This window comes from Amycolatopsis sp. WAC 04169, assembly GCF_003947535.1.
Taxonomy (GTDB): Bacteria; Actinomycetota; Actinomycetes; order Mycobacteriales; family Pseudonocardiaceae; genus Amycolatopsis; species Amycolatopsis keratiniphila.
Genome location: NZ_QHJI01000013.1, coordinates 1 through 25,902, shown reverse-complemented (window position 1 = coordinate 25,902; position 25,902 = coordinate 1). Strand labels below are relative to the sequence as shown.

At 69.9% G+C, this 25,902-nt stretch carries 22 protein-coding genes and 1 pseudogene; 18 read left to right on the top strand and 5 right to left on the bottom strand.

What is annotated here, in order from left to right:
* The first annotated feature begins 1 nt into the window (after window position 1).
* A complete protein-coding gene (locus DMC61_RS33425) occupies window positions 2-832 on the top strand; it encodes an alpha/beta hydrolase family protein (RefSeq protein WP_125694337.1) in 831 nt (276 codons plus the stop codon).
* A gap of 83 nt (window positions 833-915) precedes the next feature.
* Here DMC61_RS33425 and DMC61_RS33420 read toward each other — a convergent pair whose 3' ends face one another.
* Window positions 916-1,959, bottom strand: coding sequence for a TRM11 family methyltransferase (locus DMC61_RS33420; RefSeq protein WP_199750156.1), 1,044 nt, complete (start codon window positions 1,957-1,959; stop codon window positions 916-918).
* Between the two features lie 40 nt (window positions 1,960-1,999).
* Here DMC61_RS33420 and DMC61_RS33415 point away from each other — a divergent pair, with 40 nt between their 5' ends.
* Both DMC61_RS33415 and DMC61_RS33410 read left to right on the top strand, forming a co-directional pair.
* The gene (locus DMC61_RS33415) at window positions 2,000-2,995 is read left to right on the top strand and encodes a bifunctional oligoribonuclease/PAP phosphatase NrnA (RefSeq protein ID WP_125694702.1); all 996 of its coding nucleotides are present in this window, start codon (window positions 2,000-2,002) and stop codon (window positions 2,993-2,995) included.
* A gap of 48 nt (window positions 2,996-3,043) precedes the next feature.
* On the top strand, window positions 3,044-4,201 hold the full coding sequence (locus DMC61_RS33410) for a preprotein translocase subunit SecY (protein WP_125694335.1): 1,158 nt from the start codon (window positions 3,044-3,046) through the stop codon (window positions 4,199-4,201).
* Between the two features lie 11 nt (window positions 4,202-4,212).
* Here DMC61_RS33410 and DMC61_RS41255 read toward each other — a convergent pair whose 3' ends face one another.
* Together DMC61_RS41255 and DMC61_RS33400 are read right to left on the bottom strand one after the other, a co-directional pair.
* Entirely contained in the window at window positions 4,213-5,550 is a 1,338-nt protein-coding gene (locus DMC61_RS41255; RefSeq protein ID WP_158634150.1) for a VCBS repeat-containing protein, read from the bottom strand.
* Window positions 5,551-5,588: 38 nt separating this feature from the next.
* Window positions 5,589-6,833 carry a VCBS repeat-containing protein gene (locus DMC61_RS33400; protein ID WP_158634149.1) on the bottom strand — a complete coding sequence of 415 codons (1,245 nt, stop codon included), beginning with the start codon at window positions 6,831-6,833 and terminating at the stop codon, window positions 5,589-5,591.
* Window positions 6,834-7,019: 186 nt separating this feature from the next.
* Here DMC61_RS33400 and DMC61_RS33395 point away from each other — a divergent pair, with 186 nt between their 5' ends.
* From DMC61_RS33395 to DMC61_RS33335, 13 genes are all read left to right on the top strand, one after another.
* Window positions 7,020-10,040 (top strand): AfsR/SARP family transcriptional regulator, encoded by a 3,021-nt coding sequence (locus DMC61_RS33395; protein WP_125694331.1) that lies wholly within the window; start codon window positions 7,020-7,022, stop codon window positions 10,038-10,040.
* Between the two features lie 422 nt (window positions 10,041-10,462).
* Window positions 10,463-11,143, top strand: coding sequence for a M15 family metallopeptidase (locus DMC61_RS33390; RefSeq protein WP_125694328.1), 681 nt, complete (start codon window positions 10,463-10,465; stop codon window positions 11,141-11,143).
* Window positions 11,144-11,149: 6 nt separating this feature from the next.
* Window positions 11,150-12,475: an MATE family efflux transporter gene (locus DMC61_RS33385; RefSeq protein ID WP_199750155.1), complete on the top strand. Its 1,326-nt coding sequence runs from the start codon at window positions 11,150-11,152 to the stop codon at window positions 12,473-12,475.
* Between the two features lie 188 nt (window positions 12,476-12,663).
* Window positions 12,664-13,974, top strand: coding sequence for a nitrate/nitrite transporter (locus tag DMC61_RS33380; RefSeq protein ID WP_125694324.1), 1,311 nt, complete (start codon window positions 12,664-12,666; stop codon window positions 13,972-13,974).
* A 29-nt stretch (window positions 13,975-14,003) separates the two neighbouring features.
* Window positions 14,004-14,927, top strand: a complete 924-nt coding sequence (gene truB, locus DMC61_RS33375) for a tRNA pseudouridine(55) synthase TruB (protein WP_016332613.1) — start codon at window positions 14,004-14,006, stop codon at window positions 14,925-14,927.
* 39 nt (window positions 14,928-14,966) lie between these two features.
* Window positions 14,967-15,929 carry a bifunctional riboflavin kinase/FAD synthetase gene (locus tag DMC61_RS33370; protein ID WP_076153369.1) on the top strand — a complete coding sequence of 321 codons (963 nt, stop codon included), beginning with the start codon at window positions 14,967-14,969 and terminating at the stop codon, window positions 15,927-15,929.
* A 117-nt stretch (window positions 15,930-16,046) separates the two neighbouring features.
* Window positions 16,047-16,529 (top strand): helix-turn-helix transcriptional regulator, encoded by a 483-nt coding sequence (locus tag DMC61_RS33365; protein WP_125694323.1) that lies wholly within the window; start codon window positions 16,047-16,049, stop codon window positions 16,527-16,529.
* Window positions 16,526-17,035, top strand: a complete 510-nt coding sequence (gene thpR, locus DMC61_RS33360; RefSeq protein ID WP_125694321.1) for an RNA 2',3'-cyclic phosphodiesterase — start codon at window positions 16,526-16,528, stop codon at window positions 17,033-17,035. The genes DMC61_RS33365 and thpR overlap by 4 nt, the downstream gene beginning before the upstream one ends.
* A gap of 128 nt (window positions 17,036-17,163) precedes the next feature.
* Window positions 17,164-17,433: a 30S ribosomal protein S15 gene (gene rpsO, locus DMC61_RS33355; protein WP_003084034.1), complete on the top strand. Its 270-nt coding sequence runs from the start codon at window positions 17,164-17,166 to the stop codon at window positions 17,431-17,433.
* A gap of 235 nt (window positions 17,434-17,668) precedes the next feature.
* On the top strand, window positions 17,669-19,918 hold the full coding sequence (locus DMC61_RS33350; protein WP_125694319.1) for a polyribonucleotide nucleotidyltransferase: 2,250 nt from the start codon (window positions 17,669-17,671) through the stop codon (window positions 19,916-19,918).
* Window positions 19,919-20,015: 97 nt separating this feature from the next.
* On the top strand, window positions 20,016-21,380 hold the full coding sequence (locus tag DMC61_RS33345; RefSeq protein WP_016332618.1) for a pitrilysin family protein: 1,365 nt from the start codon (window positions 20,016-20,018) through the stop codon (window positions 21,378-21,380).
* Complete coding sequence (gene dapB, locus DMC61_RS33340; RefSeq protein ID WP_125694317.1) at window positions 21,377-22,123, top strand: 4-hydroxy-tetrahydrodipicolinate reductase; 747 nt, start codon at window positions 21,377-21,379, stop codon at window positions 22,121-22,123. Before DMC61_RS33345 ends, dapB begins: the two co-directional genes overlap by 4 nt.
* Window positions 22,120-22,569: a tetratricopeptide repeat protein gene (locus tag DMC61_RS33335; RefSeq protein ID WP_016332620.1), complete on the top strand. Its 450-nt coding sequence runs from the start codon at window positions 22,120-22,122 to the stop codon at window positions 22,567-22,569. Before dapB ends, DMC61_RS33335 begins: the two co-directional genes overlap by 4 nt.
* A gap of 61 nt (window positions 22,570-22,630) precedes the next feature.
* On the opposite strand, the gene DMC61_RS33330 is transcribed toward DMC61_RS33335, so the two are convergent.
* A complete protein-coding gene (locus tag DMC61_RS33330) occupies window positions 22,631-23,152 on the bottom strand; it encodes a YqaA family protein (protein WP_016332621.1) in 522 nt (173 codons plus the stop codon).
* A 149-nt stretch (window positions 23,153-23,301) separates the two neighbouring features.
* Between DMC61_RS33330 and DMC61_RS41835 the strand changes: the two are divergent.
* A pseudogene (locus tag DMC61_RS41835) lies at window positions 23,302-23,709 on the top strand (GtrA family protein); the annotation flags it as partial.
* A 66-nt stretch (window positions 23,710-23,775) separates the two neighbouring features.
* On the opposite strand, the gene DMC61_RS33320 reads toward DMC61_RS41835, so the two are convergent.
* The gene (locus DMC61_RS33320; RefSeq protein WP_233595043.1) at window positions 23,776-24,336 is read right to left on the bottom strand and encodes a GNAT family N-acetyltransferase; all 561 of its coding nucleotides are present in this window, start codon (window positions 24,334-24,336) and stop codon (window positions 23,776-23,778) included.
* A gap of 59 nt (window positions 24,337-24,395) precedes the next feature.
* On the opposite strand from DMC61_RS33320, the gene DMC61_RS33315 reads away from it, so the two are divergent.
* Window positions 24,396-25,616 carry a winged helix-turn-helix domain-containing protein gene (locus tag DMC61_RS33315; RefSeq protein WP_125694312.1) on the top strand — a complete coding sequence of 407 codons (1,221 nt, stop codon included), beginning with the start codon at window positions 24,396-24,398 and terminating at the stop codon, window positions 25,614-25,616.
* The last annotated feature ends 286 nt before the right edge of the window (window positions 25,617-25,902 follow it).

The window sequence follows — 25,902 nt, the reverse complement described above, 5'->3', positions numbered from 1 at the left end:
CGTGAGCCGGCGTGGTCTCCTGCTGGGGGCCGCGGCTCTCGGCGGGTCGGCGCTGCTTTCCGCTTGCGGCGCCGAGAAACCGCCTCTGGTGGGGCCGCCGCCGGTGGCCCCACCGAGCACGCCGACGCCGCTCACCGAAGCGGTCACGGTGCAGAAGATGCGGTCGGCGGCGCGGAACCGCGACGTCAACCTCGTCATCATCGCGCCGGACGGCGTGTCCCGGGTCGGGATGCCGGTCTGCGTCGCCCTGCACGGCCGCGGCGCGGACGCCCGGACCTTCCTGAACCTGGGTGTGCAGGACGCGCTGAACCGGGCCGTCGCGGCCGGGCTGCCCGGCTTCGCGGTGGCCGCCGTCGACGGGGACAACTACTGGGTGGACGTCGGCAAGGCCGACGACCCGCAGCGGATGCTGTCCGACGAACTGCCCGGCTGGCTCGCCCAGCGGCAGCTGCGGCCGCCGTCGGCGATGTTCGGGATCTCGATGGGCGGGTTCGGCGCGCTGCGCTACGCCCGTGACCACAAGGACCTCAAGGCTGTCGCCGTCGCCAGCGCGGCACTGTTCGTGAGCTGGCCCGATGCCAAGTCCCGCAAGGTGTTCGCGGATCGCGCGCAGTGGGAGTCGCACGAGCCGTTGCTGCACACCGGCGACCTGTCCGCCGCGGCGACGGGGGTGTGGTGCGGGAATTCGGATCCCTTCGCCCGCGCCGACCGCAAACTCATCAAGGCGCTGGACCCCGCCGTCGCGAAGATGACCCCGGGCGCGCACAACGACGACTACTGGCGCGAGATCATGCCCGACGTGCTGAAGTTCGTGGGGGACCGCATCGCCTGACTCTCCCGCATTTCGTCCTCTGAATGCGGTAGTTGGCATCGCGCACCACCGCATTCAGAGGACGAAATGCGGGAGGAGGGGGATCAGGCGGGTTTCGCGGCGACGATCAGGTCCCGCACGATCGCCTGGTCCACCCGGTGGGCGAAGTCGGCGTACGGGCCGTCCTCACGGACCTCCAGGCCCGCCTTGTCCAGGATCGCGGCGAGTTCCTCGCGCGGCGCGACGTTGGTGTTCCACGAGATGCCGAGCGCCCCGCCCGGGCGCAGCACCCGCGTCCACACCGGGACGGCGGCCGCGAGCAGATCGCGTGGGCTGCGCGCGAGCGACGCGTCCTGGGTGCGGTGGCTGCCGTGCTGCACGCCGTAAGGGGCGTCGGTGACGATGAGGTCCACCGAGTTCGGCCGCAACAGCTCGTCGGTGGTGAGCGTGTCGCAGTTGAGGTAGCTCAGCCGGCGCACCTCGCCCGCCTTGTACCGCTCCTTGGTGATCCCGAAACCGATGTCGAGCCGCCTGCCGAGCCGGACCTTGTTGCGGCGCACCTGACCGGATTCGGCGCTGTGCTTGATCCGCTTCTGCTTCAGCCAGGTCTTGATGAACATCTCGTAGGAGTCGAAGTCCTTGCCGTCGACGTCGAGGCCGGTGGCGTCGAAGCCGTACATCATCGCCTGGTTCAGCGTGGTGCCGCGGCCGCAGAGCGGGTCGAGCAGGTGCAGCGGCCTGTCCAGCATCGCGGCCGGGTCCGCCATCGACAGGAGGGTGACGTTGACGAGGAGTTTGGTGAACAGCTCGTTCGTCTTGCCCGGGTACTTCTGGATGGTCAGCAGATCCGAGTCGAAGTTCGCGAGCGGGCTGATCGTCACCGGCTTCAGGACGCCGTCACCGAGTTCGAACAGCGCGTACAGCGCCGAAAGGTTCGAAAGGAGCGCGAGATCGCGTTCGCTCAGCGGGGCGGGCGTGGTGAAGGTGAGGTAGCCGACGCCGCCGAGTTCCGTCTCGCCGATCTCGGAGACCTCGGTCTCCAAAGCGGACAGACCGAACACCGCCAGCTCCGCGCGCAGCAGCGCCGGGGTGGAGTCGGTGTAGACCCGGTTGGCGGACGGGTAGACCAGGATCGCGTACTCGGACATCCGGTAGAGCGTAGCTTGACTGATTGTGACAGCCACTCCAGTGCCGAACCTGAAGGAAGCCGCCGCCCTCCTAGCGCGCGCCACCGACGTGACCCTGCTCGGCCATGTCCGCCCGGACGCCGACGCGCTCGGCAGCGCACTGGCGCTGGCCCGGGCACTGCAGCTGCGCGGCGCCGAGGTCCGCGTCTCGGTCGGCGAGCCCGAAGAGATGCCCGAAACCCTGCGAAGCCTGGACGTCGGCGGGCTCTACGTCCCCGCGAGCGAGCTGCCGGAAAGCGAAGGGCTGCTGGTCGCGCTCGACACGCCCACCCCCGGCAGGCTCGGGAAACTCGCACCGCGGGTGGACGCCGTCCGCGCGGCGGGCGGCGACGTCCTGGTGATCGATCACCACGCGTCCAACGTCTTCTACGGCACGCACCACGTCGTCGACGACACCGCCGAAGCCACCGCGGTCCTCGTCTTCGCGTTGCTGGAGGAACTCGGCACCGAGATCGACGAGCCGATCGCGCGCTGCCTGTACGCGGGGCTGGTCACCGACACGAGCGGGTTCCGCCGGGCCCGGCCCTCCACCCATCAGATGGCCGCGAAGCTGCTTGAAGCCGGGGTTGACCCGGACAAGGTGGTCCGCGAGATCGTCGACGACCACCCGTTCGCGTGGCTGCCGATGCTTTCGGACGTCCTCGCGGGGGCCCGGCTCGAGCCGGACGAGGCTCGCGGCTTCGGCCTCGCGCACGCGGTCGTGACGCTCGACGCCGCGCGGTCCGTCCGTGCCGAAGAGGTCGAAGCGGTCGTCGACGTCGTCCGCTCCGTGCGCGAGGCCGGGGTCGCCGTGGTGCTCAAGGAAGCCGCGCCGATCGGGCCGCGCCGACGGTGGACGGTCTCGCTCCGTTCGGCGGGCGGTGTCGACGTCTCGGCCGCGGCCGGCGAGCTGGGCGGCGGAGGACATCGCCAGGCGGCCGGGTGCACCGCCGAGGGCACGGCCGACGAGGTGCTCGGCAAGATCCGGGAGGCCCTGTCGAGGGCGCCGCTGCTCTGACGAACGGTGTCATCGTAATTTCATCGGCGGTTCCTAACGTGAGCCACGATGAACGAACGAAACCCCCTCCGCCGCCGGATCCTGGTCACGCTGGGCGTGATCGCGCTGTTCCGGCTGGGCCAGAGCCTGCCCACGCCCCAGACGAGCCGCCTGCCCCTGAGTGATCATGCGTGGCGCTGGATCCTCGACCTCCTCACCGGCGGTCGCCTGGCCACGGTGTTCGGGTTCGGTGTCCTTCCCTGCCTGGTCGCCCCGTTCGTCCTGCGAGCGCTGATCGTCCTGATCCCGCGACTGGCGGCGCTCCGGGCGGAAGGTGAAGCCGGAGCCCGGGTGCTGACGCGGTACCGGCGACGGATCGTCGTCGTGCTCGGCCTGCTCGGTGCCGTCGGCTTGGTCGTGTCCCGAGGACAGGACGTCCTGGACGGAGCCGTCACGGTGGCGTGCCTGACCGCGGGCACCGCGGTGGTACTGCGGCTGACCGAGCTGATCACCGAGCGGGGTTTCGGCCACGGGGTCCGGATCCTGCTGCTCGCGCAGGTCCTGGCGGTGCTGCCACCGGAGTTCCTGCGCATGTATGAAAGGAAGGGCTGGGCCGCCGTCGTGGTCACGGCCGTGGTGACGCTGTCGGTCACCGTGATCACGATCGTCGTCGCGCAGGGGCAGCGCCGCGTCCCGGTGCAGTACGCCAAGCGGATGATCGGCAGGCGCGCTTTCGGCGGCACCCCGTCCTACATCCCCCTTCGCTTCGCCCAAGCGAACAGCCCGGCCGTGCTCGCCGCGGTGCTGCTGTCGGTGCTGGTGTTCCTCTCGGGCCTGGAGGATGCCTGGTGGATCGCGGTCTACTTCGTCCTCGTCTGCCTCTTCGCCTTCGCCAGGGCGGCCGTGGCGCAGAACATGGACAAGGTGGCGGACGAGCTGGTGCGGGCGGGCGGTTTCGTCCCCGGGATCCGGCCGGGGAACTGGACCGCCGAGTACCTCGACTACGTGAACCGCCGGATCATCGCCTTCGGAGCGTTCGGCTTGGGCGTGGTCGCGCTGATCCCGGTCGCCGGTCTGGCCCTGCTCGGCGCCACCCCGGCGACGCTGTTCGTCGCCGGGGTGACCCTGCAGGTGGTGCTCGTCTTCCTGGTCAGTGTCTCGCTCGACACCACGCGGCAGATCGAGTCGCTGCGCCGGCAACGACGCTACGAACCGTTCCTCCGCTGACCGGGACCGTTTCAGAAGTGCGGGAGCCACCCGCCGCCGAGGGCGTCGGCGGCGCCGAACTTGTTGCCGCCCTTGCCGTTCCACAGGTAAAGGGTGCCGGTGTTCTTGTCGATGGCACCGATGTCGCTGTGGCCGTCCTTGTCGACATCACCGAGGGACATCAGGGTGGCGTGGTAGTTGCCCCAGCCGCTTCCGATGGCGTCGGCGGCGCCGAATTTGTTGCTTCCCTTGCCGTTCCAGATGTAGAGGGTGTTGCCGTCGCGCACCGCGGCCAGATCGGTCTTCCCGTCATTGTCGAAGTCCCCCGCGACGGGCGCGGTGAAGGGTTCCCAGCCGCCACCGACGGAGTCGGCGGGGGTGAAGTGATTACCGCCCTTGCCGTTCCAGATGTACAAGGTCCCGTCCTTGACGGCCGACAGATCGCTGATGCCGTCATTGTTGAAATCTCCGGCGACGGGTGCGGTGAAGGGTTCCCACCCACTGCCCACGGCGTCGGCGGCGCCGAACTTGTTGCCGCCCTTGCCGTTCCAGACGTAGAGCGTGCCGTTCTTGACGGCGGCGAGGTCGGTCTTGCCGTCCTTGTTGAAGTCACCGGCGGCGGGCCGGGTGAAGCCGTCCCAGCCGCCACCGACGGCGTCCGCCGCGCCGAAGTTGTTGCTTCCCTTGCCGTTCCAGATCGTCAGCGTGCCCGTGCCGGTCGCGTAGATGTCTCCGACGCCGTTCCCGTCGAAGTCACCGCCGTCCGCGGTCGACCGCTGCCACAGCGCGCTGACGATCTTCTGCGCGTCACCGGCCTCGGTCTGGTAGCGGTCCGGATACGCCGAGACCTGCACCGCCTGGCACACCTCCCCGATCGGCGCCGAGCTCCAGGACCCGTTCGGGTACACGCGCACCATCTTGTCGAGGAAGGCGTTGGTGGCCCAGACGGGGTTGAGCCGGTTCGTCGCGCTGCCCCAGGACGCGCGCTGCTGGAACAGGCCGAGGCTGTCGTGATCGACCTCCTCGCTGATGTTCTGGAGACTGGTCTCCACGATCACCGTGGCGATGGCGATGGCCGCGGCTCTCTGGCTCAGCCCGCGATCGCGGACGGCTTCGACGACCATGCGGGCGCACGACATCCGGTACGCGGTCAGGTATCCCCGCATCTTCGCGGTCAGGGTGCCGTTCAGCTGCGTGGCCAGGGCGGTGTCCCCGCTGGTCGTACCCGAGCGGTCGCACGGGGCGGTCGCGTAGGCGGCGGTCACCAAGCCGGCCGGTTCTTCTTCGGCGTGCGCGACGGGGGACAGGGCGGTGATCGCGAAGACGGTCAGGGCTGCCGTGGTCACCCGGCGGGTGAAGTTCTTCGACACTGGTCGACCCTCCAAGGTCGTGGTGGGGACGGAACCGATCAGAAGTGGGGGAGCCAGCCGCCGCCGAGGGCGTCGGCCAGGCCGAACTTGTTGCCGCCCTTGCCGTTCCACAGGTAGAGGGTGCCGGTGTTCTTGTCGACGGCGGCGATGTCGGAGTGGCCGTCCTTGTTGACGTCGCCGAGGGACATCAGCGTGGCGTGGTAGTCACCCCAGCCACTGCCGATGGCGTCGGCGGCACCGAATTTGTTGCTTCCCTTCCCGTTCCAGATGTGGAGGGTGTTGCCGTCGCGGACGGCCGCCAGATCGGTTTTCCCGTCGTTGTTAAAGTCACCGGCGATGGGTGCGGTGAAGGGTTCCCAGCCGCCACCGACGGAGTCGGCGGGAGTGAAGTGATTACCGCCCTTGCCGTTCCAGATGTAGAGCGTGCCGTCCTTGACCGCGGAGAGGTCGCTGATGCCGTCGTTGTTGAAGTCGCCCGCGACGGGTGCGGTGAAGGGTTCCCATCCGCTTCCGACGGCGTCGGCGGCGCCGAACTTGTTGCCGCCCTTGCCGTTCCAGACGTACAACGTGCCGTTCTTCACGGCGGCGAGGTCGGTCTTGCCGTCCTTGTTGAAGTCACCGGCCGCGGGCCGGGTGAAGCCGTCCCAGCCGCCGCCCACGGGATCCGCGGTGCCGAAGTTGTTGTTGCCCTTGCCGTTCCAGATCGTCAGGGTGCCGGTTCCGGTGGCGTAGATGTCGCCCGCCCCGTTGCCGTCGAAGTCCCCGCCGTCGAGGGACTTCTCGATGACCTTGTCGTAGCGGATGCCGCGGTAGGTGGTCATCTCCGACCAGGAGTTGGTGTTGTGGTTGGTCTTCTGGCCGTAGGTGTTCTCCGAGTAGACCCAGGCGCCCGCCGAGTGGTCCTTGGGGTCGACCCACTTTTCGAACAGCTCGATGTGACCGTTCTTGAGCAGGGCGTCACCGGGCAGCAGATCGTGCAGGCTGCCCAGCCAGGACTTGTGCGAATAGGACTCGAAGTCGCCGGTGTTGAGGTCCCAGCCGTCGGACTTCTTGGGCAGGTGCCAGGCCATCGCGACGAGGCCGGAGCAGTCCGGGCGGTACTTCCCGCCGGTGCCGTCGGAGATCGCGTCCGCCTGGTCCTGGCTGTACCAGGTGTCACCCCGGTCGTACCAGTACTTGGCACGGGCGATGATCTCGGCGCGGGTGATCGCGCCGCCCACCGTGGACGCCGCGCTCGCCTCGTTCCGCGTGCCGAACGTGAGCAAGCCTGCGACGACTGTCACGAGGGCCATGAGGGCGGCGGCGAACCGGACCGCTCTGGGAGAACCGGAGCTGTTCATGACGACCTTTCCTGAGCATGATGTGGAGTGGACGACACAGAGGCTGCGGGAGGCCGCTGTAGCCCCGCTTCAACGCGGGCTACAGCGAGGCGGTGCGCTGTAGGTGGATCCGCTTCTGGGGAGGGACGGATGAGGTTTTCTCTGCTCGGGCCGATGGAGGTGGCGGGCCCGTCGGGGCCGATCGCGCTCCCGGGGGTCAAACCGCGCACGCTGCTCGCGGCGCTGCTGCTGGGCTACGGCCGGACGGTGCCCGCCGAACGGCTGATCGGCGTGGTCTGGGGCGAGGAGCCGCCCACGACCGCCCGCGCGGTGGTGCAGACGTATGTCGCGACGCTGCGCCGTGCGTTCGACGCGGCGGGGTTGCCGCAGGTCATCGTGTCCGATCGGAACGGCTACCGCGCCGACGTCGCCGAGGACGCCCTCGACGTGCGGATGTTCGAGCGGCTGGTGGAACGGGGACGGCAGGCCGCGCAGGGCGGTGACCACACCGAGGCGGCGGACCTCTTCCGCTCCGGACTCGCCCTGTGGCGGGGCCCCGCGCTCGGCGGGATCGGCGAGTCGTTCCTGCGTGCCGAAGCGAGCCGGCTGGACGAGCTGCGGCTGACCGTCGTCGAGGAGCGCGTCGACGCGGATCTGGCGGCGGGACAAGGCCCGCGGCTGCTCGCGGAACTCACCGAACTGGTCGCCCTGCATCCCACGCGGGAACGGTTGCGCGGCGGCCTCATGGTCGCGCTGTACCGGTCCGGACGGCAGGCCGAAGCGCTGGACGTGTACGAACGCGGCCGGAAGGTGCTGGCCGACGAGCTGGGTATCGATCCCGGCCCGGAGCTGCGCCAGGTGCACGAGTCGATCCTGCGGTCCGACGCCGCGCTGCTCCCGGCCGTCACCTCCCGCACCCCGCGGCAGCTGCCGTCGCCGCCACCCGATTTCACCGGCCGCGCGCCCGAGCTCGCGGCGCTGCGCGCGACCCTGGTGCGGCCCGGCGAGATGCCGGTCGCGGTCGTGTCCGGCGCGGGCGGCGTCGGCAAGTCCACTTTGGTGCACCGGATCGCGCACGAGATCGCCGAGCACTTCCCCGGCGGGCAGCTGCATCTGGAACTCCACGGCTCCACCGGCAGCCCCGCGACCGCCGAAGAAGTGCTCGGCCGCGTCCTGCGCGACTTCGATCCCGCGACGACGCCGCCCGGCTCGCTCGACGAACGCGTCGCCCGCTACCGGACGGTGCTCGACGGCACCCGCATGCTCGTCGTGCTCGACGACGCCGCGAACGAGGCGCAGGTCCGCCCGTTGCTGCCCGGCGGGCCGGGGTGCGCGGTGATCGTCACTTCGCGCAACCGGCTTCCGGCACTGGCGGGTGCGACCTTCTGTGAACTGGGAGTGCTGCCCGCGGACGCCGCGCTCGACCTGCTCACCCGCATCGTCGGGGCCGAGCGGGCGAGCACCGAGCCCGCTTCGGCCGCCGAGATCACCGAGCTGTGCGGGCAGTTGCCGCTCGCGATCCGCGTCGCCGGCGCGCGGCTGGTGTCCCGGCGGCAGTGGTCGCTGTCCCGGCTGGCGAACCGCCTCGCCCAGGAGCAGCGCCGCCTCGACGAGCTGGTGGTCGGCGACCAGGAGGTGCGGGCCAGCATCAACCTGAGCTACACGCTCCTGCCCAAGGCGGCGCGGACCGCGTTGCGACGGCTGGGATCGCTCGGTCTCGCGCATTTCCCCGCGTGGGTCGCCGCGGCGGCGCTGGAGTCCGATCCGGACGACGCGGAGCAGGTGCTCGAAGACCTCGTCGACGTGTCGCTGCTCGAAGTCGACGGCGTGGATCCCTTGGGGCTCATGCGTTACCGGCTGCACGACCTCGTCCGCCTGTTCGCGCTGGAACGTGCCGTCGAGGAGGAGTCCGCCGCGGACCGGGCCGCCACCGTCGAGCGGGTGCTCGGTGGCTGGATCTGGCTGGTGGAACGGATCAACGAGACCCTGCCGCCGGTCGTGCCGTCGATCCAGGGCACCTCCCGGCTGGGCCGTCCGGTCGGGGAGGAGATCGCCCGGCGGGTCGTGGCCAGGCCGTACGAATGGTTCCGCGCCGAGGAGGAGGCGATGACCACCGCCGTCGAGCTGGCGGCGGCACTGGACCTGGTCGACATCGCGGTCGGGCTCTCGTCGGCCTTGTGCGGCACCGCGTTCGGCGGGCACAACCGGGTGCTCGACGATTCGCTCGGCTCCTGGCGCCGCACCCACGACGCGGCGCTCACCGCCGCCCGCCGCACCGAAAACGCCTTGGGCGAGGCGACTCTGCTGGCGGGGCTAGGGCAGTTGTACTACGAGCACGACGATTTCCCCCGGTCCCGCGCGCATCTGAGCCAGGCGCTGTCGATGTTCCGCGCCGCCGGTGACGTCCGCGGCGAGGCCGCCACCCTCGCCGCGCTCGGCGCCGCCTGCCGTGAGCAGGGCTACCTGCCCGAGGCGGTGCATTTCCTGGACCGGGCCGGGCGGATGTGGTCCGGGCTGGACGATCCGGGGGCGATGGGCCACGTCCACCGGCTGGCCGGCACGGTACGGCTGGAGCTGGGCGAATACCCGGGAGCACTGACCGCGCTGACCGAGGCGCGGGCGTCGTTCGCGGCGGCCGGGTCCCGGCGCGGTGAAGGGCTGACCCTGCGCAGCCTCTCGCTGTATCACCGGGCCCGCGGCGAGTGGGCCGAGGCCGAAGAGTGCGCACGTGCCGCGCTCGCCGTGTTCGAGGGCACCGAGGACCGGATGCTGGCCGCGTACTCCGAACGCGCGCTGGCCAAGGCGTTGCTGCGGCGCGGGGATTCGGTCGCTGCGCGGCGGCTGGCGGAGAACGCGCTGGAGGTCTGCCGTGAACTCGGCGACGCCTTCGGCCACGCGTGCACCCTCCGCGTCGTCGGGGAGGTGCATCTCGCGGAAGGCCGGTTGTACCAGGCGAAGGACTGTCTGGAGGACTCGCTCCGGCGGTGGACCGACCTGCGCGCCGAACTGTTCCGGGCGCGGACCCTGCGCACGCTCGCGGAGGTCCACGACGCGCTCGGCGACGTGCGGGCCGGGGAGCGGATGACCGCGGAGGCGTGCGAGATCTTCCGGACCTACGGTGCCCGCGAGTATCGGGAACTCTCCGCTGTAACCGGGCGGGGTCGTGAGTGATTCGGGTCGTTCTAAAGTGGTGTGCCACTAGAGTCTGGACTGGCGATGCGGACAGGCCTGATCCCGAGTGTCCACAAGGGACATATCGCGTCGATCGGGCATCCGATTGATGCCTTTATGTCCGTTTCTGGACGGGGTCGTGAGTGTTAATGAGGGTTAGAACCACCCAAATCACTCACGACCCCTGCGCAAAGTGGCTAAATCGGGCATTTTGCCTCTGAATTTGTCCCTTGTGGACAGTCATGGGCGCGCCAGGTCTCTGTGGTGAGCATGCTCTCGCCACCAACTCCATCACGCCATGTTTGACTTACCCCTCTAGCCCTCTTTGTCACTCACGGCCCCTCGCAAAGTACCCAAATCGGGCGCCTTCGCTGTAACCGGGTTACAGCGTTCCTGAAGGACGCTCGTGGACAGTGGGGCCCATGTCTTCGTTCGTGTCGTTGTCGGATCCCCGCATCGCCGCCGTGCCCGTCCGGGAGTGCGGGGAACCCCTGGTGGATCTGCGGGAAACCGGTGCCATCCGGATCGACCCCAGGCTCGCCGACGATCGGGGTGCCTTCGCGCACGTGCGGCTCAGCGTCGCCGACCGGCTCGTCGCGGCGCAATGCCAGCTCCCGCGCGGGCTCCGGCTGCTCGTCGTCGAAGGCTTCCGGCCGAGGGAGGTGCAGGAGCGGTACTTCGAGGACAGCATGGCCAGGATCGCGCGCGCCAACCCGGAGTGGTCGTCCGCACAGGTGGCCGCCGAAGCCGCCACCTACGTGTCACCGCCGGAGGTCGCGCCGCATGTCGCCGGGGGAGCGGTGGACCTCACGTTGTGCACCGTCGACGGCGTCGAACTGCCGATGGGGACCGACGTGAACGCGACGCCGCCGGAGTACGGGACGGAATGCTTCACCGAATCCGCGCTGATCGGTCCGGAAGCGCGTGCCAACCGGGAGACGCTCATCGACGCGATGACCGCGACCGGATTCGTCAACTACCCGAGCGAATGGTGGCACTGGTCGTACGGGGACCGGTACTGGGCGTTCGCCACCGGGGTGAAGCACGCCCGCTTCGGCCCGGCGGGTTTCCCGGCGACTGGGACTGTCGTACCAGACGTCTAGTCTGCGGTGGTGCCTGAAGCTTCCGAACCCGACGAGCGCGTCCCGCCGAAACGCGTCCTCGGCCTCGCCGTGCCCGCGCTCGGCGTCCTCGCCGCCGAACCGCTGTACGTCCTGGTGGACACGGCCGTCGTCGGGCATCTCGGCGCGCTGCCGCTGGCGGGCCTCGCCGTCGGCGGTGTCGTGCTGTCGCAGGTTTCGAGCCAGCTGACGTTCCTGTCGTACGGCACCACGTCGCGGACGGCGCGGCTGCACGGCGCGGGCCGCCGGGGTGACGCCGTGCGCGAAGGTGTCCAGGCGACGTGGCTGGCGGTGATCGTCGGGCTGGTGGTGATCGTCGCCGGGCAGCTGCTGGCCGCCCCGATCGCCCGCGTCCTGTCCGGGGACGCCGCGATCACCGACGCCGCCGTCTCCTGGCTGCGGATCGCGCTGTTCGGCACGCCGTTCATCCTGATCACGATGGCGGGCAACGGCTGGATGCGCGGCGTGCAGGACTCCGCGAAACCGTTGCGCTATGTGCTGGCGGGCAACGGGATCTCGGCCGTGCTGTGCCCGGTGCTGGTGTACGGCGCGGACTGGGGGCTGGAAGGTTCGGCGATCGCGAACGTCGTCGCGCAGGTGATCTCGGCGTCGCTGTTCATCGCGGCCCTGGTGCGGGAGCGGGTCCCGCTGCGCCCGGAGCCGAAGGTGATGCGCGCCCAGCTCGGTCTCGGCCGGGATCTGGTGCTGCGCAGTCTCGCCTTCCAGGCGTGCTTCGTGTCCGCCGCCGCGGTCGCCGCGCGGACGTCGACCGAGGCCGTCGGCGCGCACCAGGTCGTGCTGCAGCTCTGGACGTTCCTCGCGTTGGTGCTGGACTCGCTCGCCATCGCCGCGCAGTCGCTCGTGGGCGCCGCGCTCGGCGCCGGGGCGAGCAAACGGGCACGCGGCGTGTCGAACCAGATCACCGCCTACGGCCTGGTGTTCGGGTGCTTCCTCGGCGTCGTGTTCGCGTCGGTGGCCGGCGTGCTGCCGCGAGTGTTCACTTCGGACGCGGCCGTCCTCGGCCAGATCCCGCACGCCTGGTGGTTCTTCGTCGCGCTGCAACCGATCGCCGGGGTGGTGTTCGCGCTCGACGGCGTCCTGCTCGGCGCGGGCGACGCCGCCTTCCTGCGCAACGCGACCCTGCTGAGCGCGGCGGTGGGGTTCCTGCCGCTGATCTGGCTTTCGCTCGCCTTCGGCTGGGGGCTGGCCGGGATCTGGACCGGGCTCTCGCTGTTCATGCTGCTGCGGCTGGCGACCCTGCTGGTGCGGTGGCGCTCGGGCCGGTGGGCCGTGGAAGGCGCCGTCCGCGTTTAGTCCTCTGGATGCGGTCCTTGCGCGTGCAACTACCGCATTCAGAGGACGAAACGCGGTGGTGGCGGCCGGCGCTGTGGCGAAAAGCACCCGGGTAACGGCTATGTTTCACCGTTGCTTAGGAGCTACAACTATATGAGGCGGCAGTGCGGGCGTCTTCCCGTCCGAAACCGTTCCGAGGAGGAGACACCGTGACAGGCCGAGCCACCCGCCGGTCCTGGTTCATCTGGTTCGCCGCCGTCACCGTCTATCTCCTCGCCGTCTTCCACCGCACCTCGTTCGGCGTCGCCGGGCTCCAGGCCGCCGACCGGTTCGGGGTCGGCGCGGCCGCGCTCGGCACGTTCACCGTCCTGCAGGTCGGCGTCTACGCCGCGATGCAGATCCCCACCGGCGTCCTCGTCGACCGCTACGGCCCGCGCCGCGTGCTCACCGCCGCCGTGTTCTTCCTCGGCCTCGGCCAGATCCTGCTCGCGGTCGCCGATTCCTACCCGCTCGGCCTGATCGCCCGCGCCGTCGTCGGCTTCGGCGACGCCCTGACCTTCGTGAGCATCATGCGGCTGATCGCCGCGCATTTCCCCGGCCGCCAGTACGCCCTGCTCGCCGCGCTGACCGGGGCCATCGGGTACGTCGGCAACCTCGCCGCGACGGTCCCGCTCGGCCTGCTGCTCGACGGCCCCGGCTGGACCCCGACGTTCCTCGCCGTCGGCCTGGTGACCGCGCTGTACGCCGCCGTCGTCGCCCTTCGCGTCAAGGACTCCCCGCCCGGCCGGCCGGCGCCCGTACGCGAACGGGTGCACCCGAAGCTGCTGGGCCGCCAGGTCGCCGACGCGTGGCGCACCCCGGGCACCCGCCTGGGGTTCTGGGTCCACTTCAGCACGATGTTCGCGCCCAACGTGCTGACCATGCTCTGGGGTGTCCCGTTCCTCGTGCAGGGGCAGGGATATCCGAAGGCCACCGCGAGTTCGCTGCTGATCGTGTTCGTGTTCGGCTCGATGCTCGGCGGGCCGCTGATCGGCGGGCTGATCGGGCGGCGCCCGTCGCTGCGGATGCCGCTCGTCGGCGGGTACATCGGCGGCGCCGCGGTGATGTGGGCGATCCTGCTCGGCTGGGGCGGGACGATCCCGGTCGCGGTCCTGGTCCCCGTGTTCGCCTTCCTCTCCCTCGGCGGCCCGGCGTCGATGATCGGTTTCGCGCTGGCACGGGACTACAACCCGCTCGCGCGCGTCGGTACCGCGACCGGCGTGGTGAACGTCGGCGGATTCGTGGCCACGACGATCTCGGCGCTCGCGGTCGGCGTGCTGCTGGAGTGGACGGGCGGCACGTTCCGCCTGGCGCTGCTGTCGGTGATCGCGGTGCTCGCGTTCGGCACCTTCCGGATGCTCGTGTGGTGGCGGCGCACCCGCGCTCTGCTGTTCGAGGCGGAGGCCCGCGGCGAGGCGATCCCGGTGCAGATCCGGCGCCGCCGCTGGGACGCCGAAGCGCCGCTGCCCGTCTCGTCCTAGGCGAAGGCCCGAAAGATAGGGTTCGGCCCGTGTCGCGCCCCAATCAGGCTCCTGCCAAGAAACGTCCAGCCCCGCCGCCCGGTCTCGTCATCGTCGACAAACCGTCCGGGATGACTTCCCACGACGTCGTCGCCAGGGCGCGTCGTTTCATGGGCACCCGCAAGGTCGGGCACGCCGGCACCCTCGACCCGATGGCCACCGGTGTCCTCGTGCTCGGCATCGAACGCGCGACGAAACTCCTCGGCCACTTGGCCCTGGACCGCAAGACCTATCTCGCGACCCTCTCCTTGGGACTGTCCACCACGACCGACGACGCCGAGGGCGAGCCGATCGCCGAAGCCGCCCCGGACGTCGTCGAGAAGATCACCGACGAAGCGATCGCCGCCGGGATCGCCGCGCTGACCGGGGACATCCAGCAGGTGCCGAGCGCGGTCAGCGCGGTCAAGATCGACGGCAAACGCGCGTACGCCCGTGTCCGGGCGGGCGAAGAGGTCGTGATCCCGCCGCGTCCGGTCACCGTGCACCGGTTCGATCTGCTCGCCACCCGCCGCGAGGCCGGCCGGATCGAACTCGACGCGATAGTCGAATGTTCGTCGGGGACCTACGTCCGGGCGCTGGCCCGCGACCTCGGCGCCGGGCTCGGGGCCGGTGGACATCTGCTCGCGTTGCGGCGCACCACGGTCGGCCCGTTCACCCTCGCCAAGGCCCGCACCCTCGACCAGCTCGAAGACAAGCCGGAGCTGTCGCTGGACCTCGACGCCGCCGTCGCCGCCGCGTTCCCGCGCCGCGATCTGGACGCCCGCACGGCGCAGGCGGTCCGATATGGACAGAGGGTGCCCGCGGCCGGGATCAAGGGCACCTACGGGATGTTCGGGCCGGACGGTCGCGTGCTCGCCCTCGCGGCGGACGAAGGCGAACTGGCCCGGTCGGTCGTCGTGTTGCTGCCCGCCTAGGCTGGTGCGCGGAGCGGGCCTGAGGAGACGGGGCTAGAAGTGCAGCGTTGGCGTGGTTTGGGTGACCTCCCCGGGAGCTGGGGACGGTGCGTGGTGACGATCGGCGTCTTCGACGGCGTGCACCGCGGTCATCAGGAGCTGATCTCGAGGACGGTCCGCGCCGCCGCCGAACGCGGCGTGCCGAGCGTGGTGCTGACCTTCGACCCGCATCCGTCGGAGGTGATCCGGCCGGGCAGCCATCCCGCGCAGCTGACCACGTTGCGCCGCAAGGCGGAACTGGTCGAGGGCCTGGGGGCGGACGTCTTCTGCGTGCTGCCGTTCACCCTGGAGCTGTCGCGGCTGACGGCGCACGAGTTCGTGCACGAGGTGCTGGTGGACAAACTGCACGCGGCCGCGGTGATCGTGGGAGAGAACTTCACCTTCGGCGCGAAGGCGGCCGGTGACGTCGGCCTGCTCCGCACGCTGGGGAAGCGGTTCGGTTTCGTGGCGCAGGGCGCGGAACTGCAGGGCCTGCTCGCGCAGGAGCAGGCGGACAACGACATCACGTTCTCTTCGACCTACGTCCGTTCGTGCATCGACGCCGGGGACGTCGTGGCGGCGTCCGAGGCGCTCGGCAGGCCGCATCGGCTGGAGGGCATCGTCGTCCGGGGCGACGGCCGGGGGCACGACCTCGGCTACCCGACGGCGAACCTGTCGACGCCGCGTTTCGCCGCGGTGCCCGCCGATGGTGTCTACAGCGCCTGGTTCACCCGTTCGTCGGATTCCGGCAGCCGGCTGCGCGCCGCCGTGTCCGTCGGGACCAACCCGACCTTCTCCGGGCGGGAACGCACCGTCGAGGCCTTCGTCCTCGACATCGACGAGGATTTCTACGGACAGCACGTCGCACTCGATTTCGTCGCCAAGCTGCGGGATCAGGTCCGTTTCCCGACTTCGGAGGGTCTGGTGAAACAGATCGACGAGGACGTCGCGCGGACCAGGGAACTGCTCGGCGAGCAGGACTGACCGGACCCGGCCCCGGCCGGACGAGTATCGACAAACATGCCCGCCAGGGTGCGTTCCGGTGGCAAGATGTCACGGACCGCGCGCGTGGCGTTCGATGGGGTTAGGGGAGCGGACCAGGTGGAGGACCACAAGATCGTCCAGCGGAACATCGCGCTGCAGAAGGAGTGGTACGGGGAGCCGCTCGGCGATCGGGTGCGGAGACTGGTCGTCGCCTTCGACATCTCCCAGGCCTTCCTCGCCGAGGTGCTCGGCATCAGCGCGCCCATGCTCAGCCAGGTGATGAGCGGGCGCCGCGCGAAGATCGGGAACCCGGTCGTCCTCGCCAAGATGATCATGCTGGAGCGCAAGGTGCTCGTCCCCGCGGTCGCCGCGGGGGACCGCAAGGCCATGCAGGAGGCGCTGGAGGACGTCCGCGACTCGCGGCCGACGGTGGGCCGGGACAGCATCCCGGTCGGCGCCGTCGCCGACGACCAGGGTGTGCTCGCGGCGCTGCGGGACATCGGCGAGGACGAAGACCTCACCGAGGCCGCGAAGCTGCTCGACGACGATTTCCCGTCGCTGGCGGATCTGCTGCGCCGGGCGGCCAAGAACGGTTCGTGACACTCTTCAGCGCGCTGATCCCGCCGGATCGCGTCCTCGACCAGGTCGCCGCCGCACTGGGCACTCCCGGCGGCGAGGGTTTCCGCTGGTCGCCGCGGAAGGACTGGCACATCACCCTCGGTTTCTACGGCGCGGACGACCCGGCCGGACGAGGCGATTGGCTCGCCGGACGGCTGGCGGGCGCGGGCCCGCTCGACCTCCGCCTGGAAAAGGCCGCGACATTCCCCGGGGTGCTGTGGTTGAGTGTGTCCGGAACCGGGCTCCACGAGCTGGCCCTGCGGGCCGGCGCGGAGAGCGAGGGCAGGCCGTATGTGGCCCACCTGACACTGGCCCGCTTCCCCCGCGACCGGCCGGACGCCGCGAGCGCGTGGGAGGAGCGGCTGGCCGGGTTCACCAGTGAGACTTGGACGGCGACCGAGGCCGTTCTGATGAGCAGTGACCGTGAGCAGGGCGTCTCGCGCTACCGGGTGATCCGGTCGTACGCGTTGAACCACGCCCGCGACTGAAGCCGCTGATCACGAGGCTGGTAACCTCGATGATTGGGTCCGGCTGCAGTCCGTGGCGGCCGTGACCGTCTCACCCGGCGTGAAGCATCGTCCGGGCCGCACGGCACAGAGTATCTAGGAGCACCACTGTGGCTTTGTCCACCGAAGAAAAGAAGTCGATCCTTGCCGAGTACGGCGTGCACGACTCGGACACCGGATCCCCGGAGGCCCAGGTCGCGCTGCTGACCAAGCGCATCGTCGGCCTCACCGAGCACCTCAAGGCTCACAAGCACGACCACCACTCCCGTCGCGGGCTTCTGCTGCTGGTCGGCCGCCGCCGCCGGCTGCTGAACTACGTGATGAAGGTGGACATCGAGCGTTACCGTGCGCTGATCCAGCGTCTCGGCCTGCGCCGATAGCTTGAACCCGAGGGGGAGTGACCACTGCGGTCGCTCCCCCTCGGTCCAAGTACAGCAACACGCGGCGCGAGCGCGCACGAGGAACCGTCCGCCGGTCCTCGGTAGTGGCTTCCGGGCAACGGCCCGGGGGCTTCGATCGAAGACCGGCCTCACTCCTCGAGCGTCCGCAGGCGAAACAGGTCCCAGGGTGGGAGACTCGCGCCGTTACAGAGGATCAAAAGAGGAGATACACCTTATGACCGACTCCACCGGAGTCACCGTGCACGAAACCGAAGCCGTCATCGACAACGGCCGTTTCGGCACCCGCACCGTCCGCTTCGAGACCGGCCGCCTGGCCCGTCAGGCCGCCGGCGCCGTCGTCGCGTACCTCGACGAAGAGACCATGCTGCTCTCGGCGACCACCGCGTCGAAGCACCCGAAGGACCACTTCGACTTCTTCCCGCTGACCGTGGACGTCGAGGAGCGGATGTACGCCGCCGGACGCATCCCCGGCGCGTTCTTCCGTCGCGAGGGCCGCCCGTCGACCGACGCGATCCTGACCTGCCGCCTGATCGACCGGCCGCTGCGCCCGTCGTTCGCCGACGGTCTCCGCAACGAGATCCAGGTCGTCATCACCGTCCAGAGCCTCAACCCCGAGGACCCGTACGACGTCCTCGCGATCAACGCGGCCTCGGCCTCGACGCAGATCGCCGGCCTGCCGTTCTCGGGCCCGGTCGGCGGCGTCCGCGTCGCGCTGATCGACGGCCAGTGGGTCGCGTTCCCGACCTGGAAGCAGCTGGAAGAGGCCACCTTCAACATGGTGGTCGCCGGCCGCATCGTCGGTGACGACGTCGCCATCATGATGGTCGAGGCCGAGGGCACCGAGCAGACGCTCGACCTGATCGCCGCCGGGGGCAAGGCGCCGGACGAGATCGCCGTCGCCGAGGGCCTCGAGGCCGCGAAGCCGTTCATCAAGGTGCTGTGCGAGGCCCAGCAGCAGCTGGCCGAGCTGGCCGCCAAGCCGACCGGCGAGTTCCCGGTCTTCCTCGCCTACGAGCAGGACGCGTACGACGCCGTCGCCGCCATCGCGACCGACGACCTCGCGAACGCCCTGACCATCGCGGGCAAGCAGGACCGCGACAACGCGACCGACCAGGTCAAGGCCGCGGTGCTGGAGAAGATCGGCCTGGGCGAGGGCGAAGCCTTCCAGGGCCGTGAGAAGGAGATCGGCGCGGCGTTCAAGGCCCTGTCGAAGAAGATCATGCGCAAGCGCGTCCTCACGGACAAGATCCGCATGGACGGCCGCGGCCTGACCGACATCCGCTCGCTCGCCGCCGAGGTCGCCGTGATCCCGCGGGCGCACGGTTCCGCGCTGTTCGAGCGCGGTGAGACCCAGATCCTGGGCGTCACCACGCTGAACATGCTCCGCATGGAGCAGCAGATCGACTCGCTCTCCCCGGAGACCACGAAGCGGTACCTGCACCACTACAACTTCCCGCCGTTCTCCACCGGCGAGACCGGCCGCGTCGGTTCGCCGAAGCGGCGCGAGATCGGCCACGGCATGCTCGCCGAGCGCGCCCTGGTCCCGGTCCTGCCGAAGCGGGACGAGTTCCCGTACGCGATCCGCCAGGTCTCCGAGGCGCTGGGCTCCAACGGCTCCACCTCGATGGGCTCGGTCTGCGCCTCGACCATGGCGCTGCTGAACGCGGGTGTCCCGCTGAAGGCGCCGGTCGCCGGCATCGCCATGGGCCTCATCTCCGACGAGGTCGACGGCGAGACCCGCTACGTCGCGCTGACCGACATCCTGGGCGCCGAAGACGCCATGGGCGACATGGACTTCAAGGTCGCCGGCACCAAGGACATCATCACCGCGCTGCAGCTCGACACGAAGCTCGACGGCATCCCGTCGGAGGTCCTCGCGGCCGCGCTGAAGCAGGCGAAGGACGCTCGCCTCACCATCCTGGAGGTCATCGCCGAGGCGATCGACGGCCCGGACGAGATGAGCCCGTTCGCTCCGCGCGTCACCAGCGTGAAGATCCCGGTGGACAAGATCGGCGAGGTCATCGGCCCGAAGGGCAAGATGATCAACTCGATCACCGAGGAGACCGGCGCCGACATCTCCATCGAGGACGACGGCACGATCTACGTGGGCGCGGCCGACGGCCCGTCGGCGGAGGCGGCGATCGACAAGATCAACGCCATCGCCAACCCGCAGCTGCCCAAGGTCGGCGAGCGCTTCCTCGGCACCGTGGTGAAGACGGCCGCGTTCGGCGCGTTCGTCTCGCTGCTGCCGGGCAAGGACGGCCTGGTGCACATCTCGAAGCTGGGCAACGGCAAGCGGATCGCCAAGGTCGAGGACGTGGTCAACGTGGGCGACAAGCTCCGCGTCGAGATCGCCGACATCGACAACCGCGGCAAGATCAGCCTGATCGTGGTCAAGGAAGACGACGCCGCCGAGAAGCCCGCCGAGGGTGACAAGGCCGAGGCCCCGAAGGCCGACGCGTAGTAGTCCTGGCTAGACCGATGTGAAACGTCAGGAAAGGGTCGTTCAGGACATTTTTCGTCCTGAGCGACCCTTTCCTGACATGTGAGTAAGGAATCCGTTGGCTCGTCAGGTTCCCGGGCACGAACAGCCCGTCGGCAGCACCCGCACGCTGGAGTCCACTTCGGACGGCGCGGTGGTCAAGCGCAGTGTGCTGGCCGGTGGCCTCCGGGTCATCACCGAACACGTTCCCGCGTCCCGTTCGGTGACGGTCGGGCTCTGGGTCGGCGTCGGATCGCGTGACGAGCCGTCGTCGGTCGAGGGCGCGGCCCACTACCTCGAACACCTGCTGTTCAAGGGCACCACGAACCGGGACGCCACCCAGATCGCCGAAGAGATCGACGCGGTCGGCGGCGAGTTCAACGCGTTCACCGCGAAGGAGCACACCTGCTACTACGCGCAGGTGCTCGACGAGGATCTGCCGCTCGCGATGGACCTCGTCACCGACGTCGTGTTCGAGGCGCTGTGCACGGACAAGGACGTCGAGACCGAGCGCAGTGTCGTGCTCGAAGAGATCTCGATGCGCGACGACGACCCCGAGGACCTGCTGCACGAGACGTTCGTCGGCGCGATCCTGGGCAATCACGCGCTCGGCCGTCCGGTGCTCGGCAGTGAGAAGTCCATCGTCGAGATGTCCGCCTCGGCGCTGCGCGGGTTCTACCGGCGCCGCTACACGCTGCCGCGGATGGTGCTCGCGGTCGCCGGGAACATCGAGCACGGCCAGGTGCTTCGCTTGGTGCGCAAGGCTTTGCGGAACCGGCTGACCGGAACGGCGACCCCCGTGCCGCCGCGGGGCGGGCGGGCGCGGATCGCGATGGCGCCGAAGCTCGCGCTGCACACCGACGACACCGAGCAGGCGCACGTGATGCTCGGCCTGCGTTCGCTGTCGCGGCACGACGACCGGCGGTTCGCGCAGTCGGTGCTCAACGCCGCGCTCGGCGGCGGGATGAGCTCGCGCCTGTTCCAGGAGGTGCGCGAGAAGCGCGGCCTGGCGTACCAGGTGTACTCGTCCGTCGCGAGTTACGCCGACGCCGGGCACATGGCCGTGTACGCGGGCTGCCAGCCGGAGAAGCTCGGCGAGGTCGCCGGCGTGATCCGCGAGGTGCTCGAACTCGTCGGCAAGGACGGGCTGAGCGAAGCCGAGGTCGCGCGGGCGAAGGGACAACTGCGGGGCGGGCTCGTGCTCGGCCTCGAAGACACCTCGTCGCGCATGTCGCGCATCGGCAAGAACGAACTGAACTACGGCCGCTATCTCGGCGTCGACGACACGGTGGCGCGGATCGACGCCGTCACCACCGAAGAGGTCTGTGCGCTCGCTCGCACTCTGCTCGCCCGCCCTGGTGGCGTCTCGGCGGCGGCGGTGGTCGGGCCGTACGCTCACGCCGACGACCTTCCGGACGATCTGCACGAGGTGATCGCATCATGACCGCTGGGATTCGCGTCGGCGTGCTGGGCGCACGCGGCCGGATGGGCCAGGAAGTGGTGAACGCCGTCAACGGCGCCGACGACATGGAACTCGTCGCCGCGCTCGACGCCGGTGACGACTTCGCGGCGCTCAAGCAGGCACAGGTCGTCGTCGACTTCACCCATCCCGACGCGGTGATGGACAACCTGGAGTTCCTGACCGGCAACGGGATCCACGCCGTGGTCGGCACCACCGGGTTCAGCGGGGAGCGGCTGGAGAAGCTGCGCTCGTGGCTCGCGGCCGACCCGTCGCTCGGCGTGCTCATCGCGCCGAACTTCGCGCTCGGCGCGGTGCTGGCGATGCGGTTCGCGCAGCAGGCGGCACGGTTCTACAACTCGGCCGAGGTCATCGAACTGCACCACAACCGCAAGGCCGACGCGCCTTCCGGCACCGCCGCGCACACCGCGCGGCTGATCGGCGAGGCCCGCGCGGAAGCCGGTCTCGTTCCCGGTGAAGACGCGACGACGTCCGAAGTGGACGGTGCCCGCGGCGCGCTCGTCGACGACGTCCGCGTGCACTCGGTCCGGCTCCCCGGACTGGTGGCGCACGAGGAGATCCTGTTCGGTGGCGAGGGCGAGACCCTGACCATCCGGCACGACTCGCTGCACCGCACGTCGTTCATGCCGGGCGTACTGCTCGGCGTGCGCTCGGTGCTCACGCGGCCCGGCCTCACGGTCGGTCTCGAGAACATCCTCGACCTGTGAGGGCCCGCAACTTCGCGCTGGTGATGACGGCGGCGCTCGCCGTCTACGTCGTCCTGCTGGCGGGCCGGGCCATCGCGCTGCTGCGTACCGGCGAGACGGTGCCGGTGATCTTCGGCATCGGGGTGCTGCTGCTGCCGATCCTCGGGATCTGGATCATCGTCACCACCTGGCGTTCCGGCGTCCAGATCCAGCGGCTGTCGCGGCGGCTGGACGAGGAAGGCGGCCTGCCCGACGTCTCCGATCTGCCCCGGCGGCCTTCGGGCCGGGTGGACCGCGACGCCGCGGACGCCTGGTTCGACGAACGCCGCGCCGAGGTCGAGGCGGATCAGGAGAACTGGCGCGTCTGGTACCGGCTGGCGTACGCGTACGAGATCGCCGGGGACCGGAAACGGGCCCGCGCGACGATGCGGCGCGCCGTGGAACTCGAAGCCGCCTCCCGCACTTAGAGGACTGAATGCGGGAGGGGGCACTCTCGCGTCGCGCATCCAGAGGACTGAATGCGTGAGGTCAGTAGTGGAACCAGCCCGCGAACAGGGCGGGCGAGGCGGCCAGCAGGCTGAACCGCAGCCAGCGGCCCACGAAACCGGTGGCCAGGAAGGTCACCAGCGGCATCCGCACCAGGCCCGCGAGCACACTCGTGGCCATGTACGGCGGCAGCCCGACGACCGAACTCACGCCGTACGTGCCCGCCATCCAATGCGGATGCCGATGGCACCGCTCACGCAGGGCGTCGAGCCGGGCGCGCATCTTCTTGGTACGCGCCCGCCACCGCTCCCGGCGCGGGGTCGGCGGCCGCTCGCGGTGCAGGCGGTCGTGCAGCGGTTTCGGCAGCTTGATGGTGCCCTTCGCGGCGAGGTAGTAGAGCGTCTTCCCGCCCACCTGACCTGCGGCGACGATGGCGCCGAGCAGTAGCCACGGCATCGACGGCTGGCTCGCGCACAGGCCGATGAGGAACATCTCGATGCTGACCACGGGGAGGATCGCCGAACCGAAGGCGACGCCGAACGACAGGAGCAACCAGCCCACCATCGTTGCCTCCCCGTTATCTTCGTTCTCTCCAAGTTATCAGTTGAAAACCTGGACGCACTGGGGCCAGCCCCCGTTCCCGGCCTCGGGGCCGCACCAGAAGATCACCTGTTCGTCGGCTCGCGGCCACCTGCCGCTGCCATGCTGGAGCCGTGGCCGACGTGCACGACGCGGTCCGCGGCAAGGGTTTCGCGGATCGCTTCGCCGACTTCTGCGCGGCCGTGGTGCGGCGCCTCCCCTTCGGGCTTTCCCGGCTGGTGGCGCCGAGTTTCCTCGGTTTCGCGCTCATCAACGGGTTCACCTTCGCGGTCGACCTGATCCTCCTGACCCTGCTCCGCGGCTGGCTCGGCCTGCCGGTGTGGCTGGCGATCACGCTCGCCTACGCGACGGCGTTCGGGCTGAGCTTCGTGCTGAACCGCAGCATGAACTTCCGCTCGCACGCGCCCGTCGGCAGGCAGGCGGTGCTGTACGTGATCGCGATCGTGATCAACTACGTGGCATTCCTGCTCGGCGTCGGCGCCGGGCTGGCCGCGCTGGGCGTCGACTACCGCCTGTCCCGGCTCATCGCCGGGGCGTGCGAGGGCGTGTTCATGTACTCGGTGATGCGCTGGGTCGTGTTCGCGAAGTCAGGGAGTGAGCTCGAGGTCGAGGCCGCCGGTGAGGCGGACTTCGCGCACGTTCGTGCTTCCGGTGTCGAGGATGCGGACGGTCCCGTCGGGCGACCAGCCCGCGCGGCGGAAGAAGCCCAGTGACGCGTGATCGGTCTGGGCGACCCAGCTGATCCCGCGGGTGGCGCCGTCCTCGCGCAGCCAGGCGGACGCGTTCGCCAGCAGCCGTCCCGCGTGCCCTCGGCGTCCCCAGCGCGGCTCGACCAGCAGCGAGGCGATGAGCGCCGTCGTCGGAGCGTCGTCGGGCAGCGATCCGTCGGCCGTGGCGACCTCGCTCACCGGAGCGCGGCCGGCGACGCAGAAACCGACGGTGAACTCGCCTTCGGTGGCGAGGAGGACCCGCGTGCCCGGGTACTCGATCGTCTCGGTCCAGGTCTTTTCGAGTTCCTCGATGTCGAGCCCGGCGACAGCCGCTTCGCCGAGCAGCTCCGTGTAGGCGCTTCGCCAGGTGTCCCGCTGGATGCGGGCGATCTCGGGGGCGTCGGACACGACTGCTGGGCGGACTTCGGCGGCGGCCATGCTGCGCAGGTTATCGGTGTCGCGGAAAACTGTCGGTGGTGGATGGCACCATTCCGACGATGAGCACTACGACCATCAGTGGTCCGGTCGCGCGCCGGATCGCCCTGGCCGCACAAGGGTTCGCCGACGCGCGTCCCGGTGGAGCGGTGACGAGGAGGCATCTGCAGCGCGTGCTGTCGCGGATCCAGTTGCTGCAACTGGATTCGGTGAACGTCGCGGTCCGCGCGCACTACATGCCGTTGTTCTCCCGGCTCGGCGCGTACGAGCCCGCGCTGGTGGACGACGCGGCCTGGTCCCATTCCGCGCGCAAACCCCGGATGCTGGTCGAGACCTGGGCGCACGAGGCGAGCCTGCTGCCGGTGGCGGACTGGCCGTTGCTGCGCTCCGGGGCGAAACGCATGGGCTGGTGGACGAACTACGCGCGGGTGCTGGACCAGACGCCGCAGCTGGTGGACGACATCCTGACCGTGATCAAGGAACAGGGCCCGATCGGCGCGGGCGGCATCGAGCGCGCCCTGGTGGGCGAGTCGGGCGGGGCGAAGCCGGGTTCGTGGTGGGAGCGGTCGGAGGTCAAGAAGGCCTGCGAGTGGCTCTTCGGCATGGGGCAGCTGACCACCGGCACGCGCCGGTCGTTCGAGCGGTTGTACGACTTGACCGAACGCGTCGTCCCGCCGGAGATCCTGTCGCGGACCGTGAGCCCGGAGGAAGGCGCCCGCGAACTGATCACCCGCGCGGCCGTCGCGCTGGGCATCGGCACCGAGCCGGATCTGCGGGACTACTACCGGCTGGGCCCGGACGTCAGCAAGCGCGCGGTGGCGGAGCTGGTCGAGGAGGGTGTGCTCGAACCGGTGACCGTGGACGGCTGGCCCGCCCCGGCGTACCGGCACGTCGCGGCGAAGGCACCGAGGTCGGTCACCGGCCGGGCCCTGCTGTCGCCGTTCGATCCGCTGATCTGGGAACGCGCCCGCACCGAGCGCATCTTCGACTTCTTCTACCGCATCGAGATCTACGTGCCCGAGCCGAAGCGGATCTACGGGTACTACGTGTTCCCGTTCCTGCTCGACGGCGAACTCGTCGGCCGGGTCGACCTCAAATGCGATCGTGCCGCCGGGGTGCTTCGCGTCCAGGGTGCCTTCGCCGAGCCTGGGGTCGATGTCGTCCGGGTCGCCAGCGAGCTGGCGGGCGAACTGCGGCTGATGGCGGAATGGCAGGGGCTGGACGGGGTCGCGGTGGGGGAGCGGGGCGATCTCGCTCCGGTGCTTTCGCGCCTCGTGCGCTGAGCTTCGCGAACGCTATGAACGGTCCGTTCCTTGCAAAATTTGCAAGGAACGGACCGTTCATAGCGTCGGTGCCGCGCCGCTGGGGCTTGGCTGCCGGTGTATGGGGTGACTATCGAGTCCGTGAAGGACTCCTTGAGGGACCCAGAGTCCCTCAAGGAGTCTCGGAGTCATGGGGTGCTTGCAACACCGTCTGCGGGAAGGGGCGGGGTTGTGCGGGTGTTTCGGTGGTTGCCGCGGTCGGTGCGGGTGGGGTTTTGGGATCAGGTTCGTGCTGGGGTGGCGGCGA

Excerpts from the sequence above, each read along its gene's own strand:
- DMC61_RS33420 (WP_199750156.1), bottom strand. The coding sequence starts at position 1,959 with ATGTCCGAGTACGCGATCCTGGTCTACCCGTCCGCCAACCGGGTCTAC.
- DMC61_RS33410 (WP_125694335.1), top strand. The coding sequence starts at position 3,044 with ATGAACGAACGAAACCCCCTCCGCCGCCGGATCCTGGTCACGCTGGGC.
- DMC61_RS33320 (WP_233595043.1), bottom strand. The coding sequence starts at position 24,336 with ATGGCCGCCGCCGAAGTCCGCCCAGCAGTCGTGTCCGACGCCCCCGAG.
- DMC61_RS33395 (WP_125694331.1), top strand. The coding sequence starts at position 7,020 with ATGAGGTTTTCTCTGCTCGGGCCGATGGAGGTGGCGGGCCCGTCGGGG.
- DMC61_RS33390 (WP_125694328.1), top strand. The coding sequence starts at position 10,463 with ATGTCTTCGTTCGTGTCGTTGTCGGATCCCCGCATCGCCGCCGTGCCC.
- DMC61_RS33315 (WP_125694312.1), top strand. The coding sequence starts at position 24,396 with ATGAGCACTACGACCATCAGTGGTCCGGTCGCGCGCCGGATCGCCCTG.
- dapB (WP_125694317.1), top strand. The coding sequence starts at position 21,377 with ATGACCGCTGGGATTCGCGTCGGCGTGCTGGGCGCACGCGGCCGGATG.
- DMC61_RS33330 (WP_016332621.1), bottom strand. The coding sequence starts at position 23,152 with ATGGTGGGCTGGTTGCTCCTGTCGTTCGGCGTCGCCTTCGGTTCGGCG.
- DMC61_RS33350 (WP_125694319.1), top strand. The coding sequence starts at position 17,669 with ATGACCGACTCCACCGGAGTCACCGTGCACGAAACCGAAGCCGTCATC.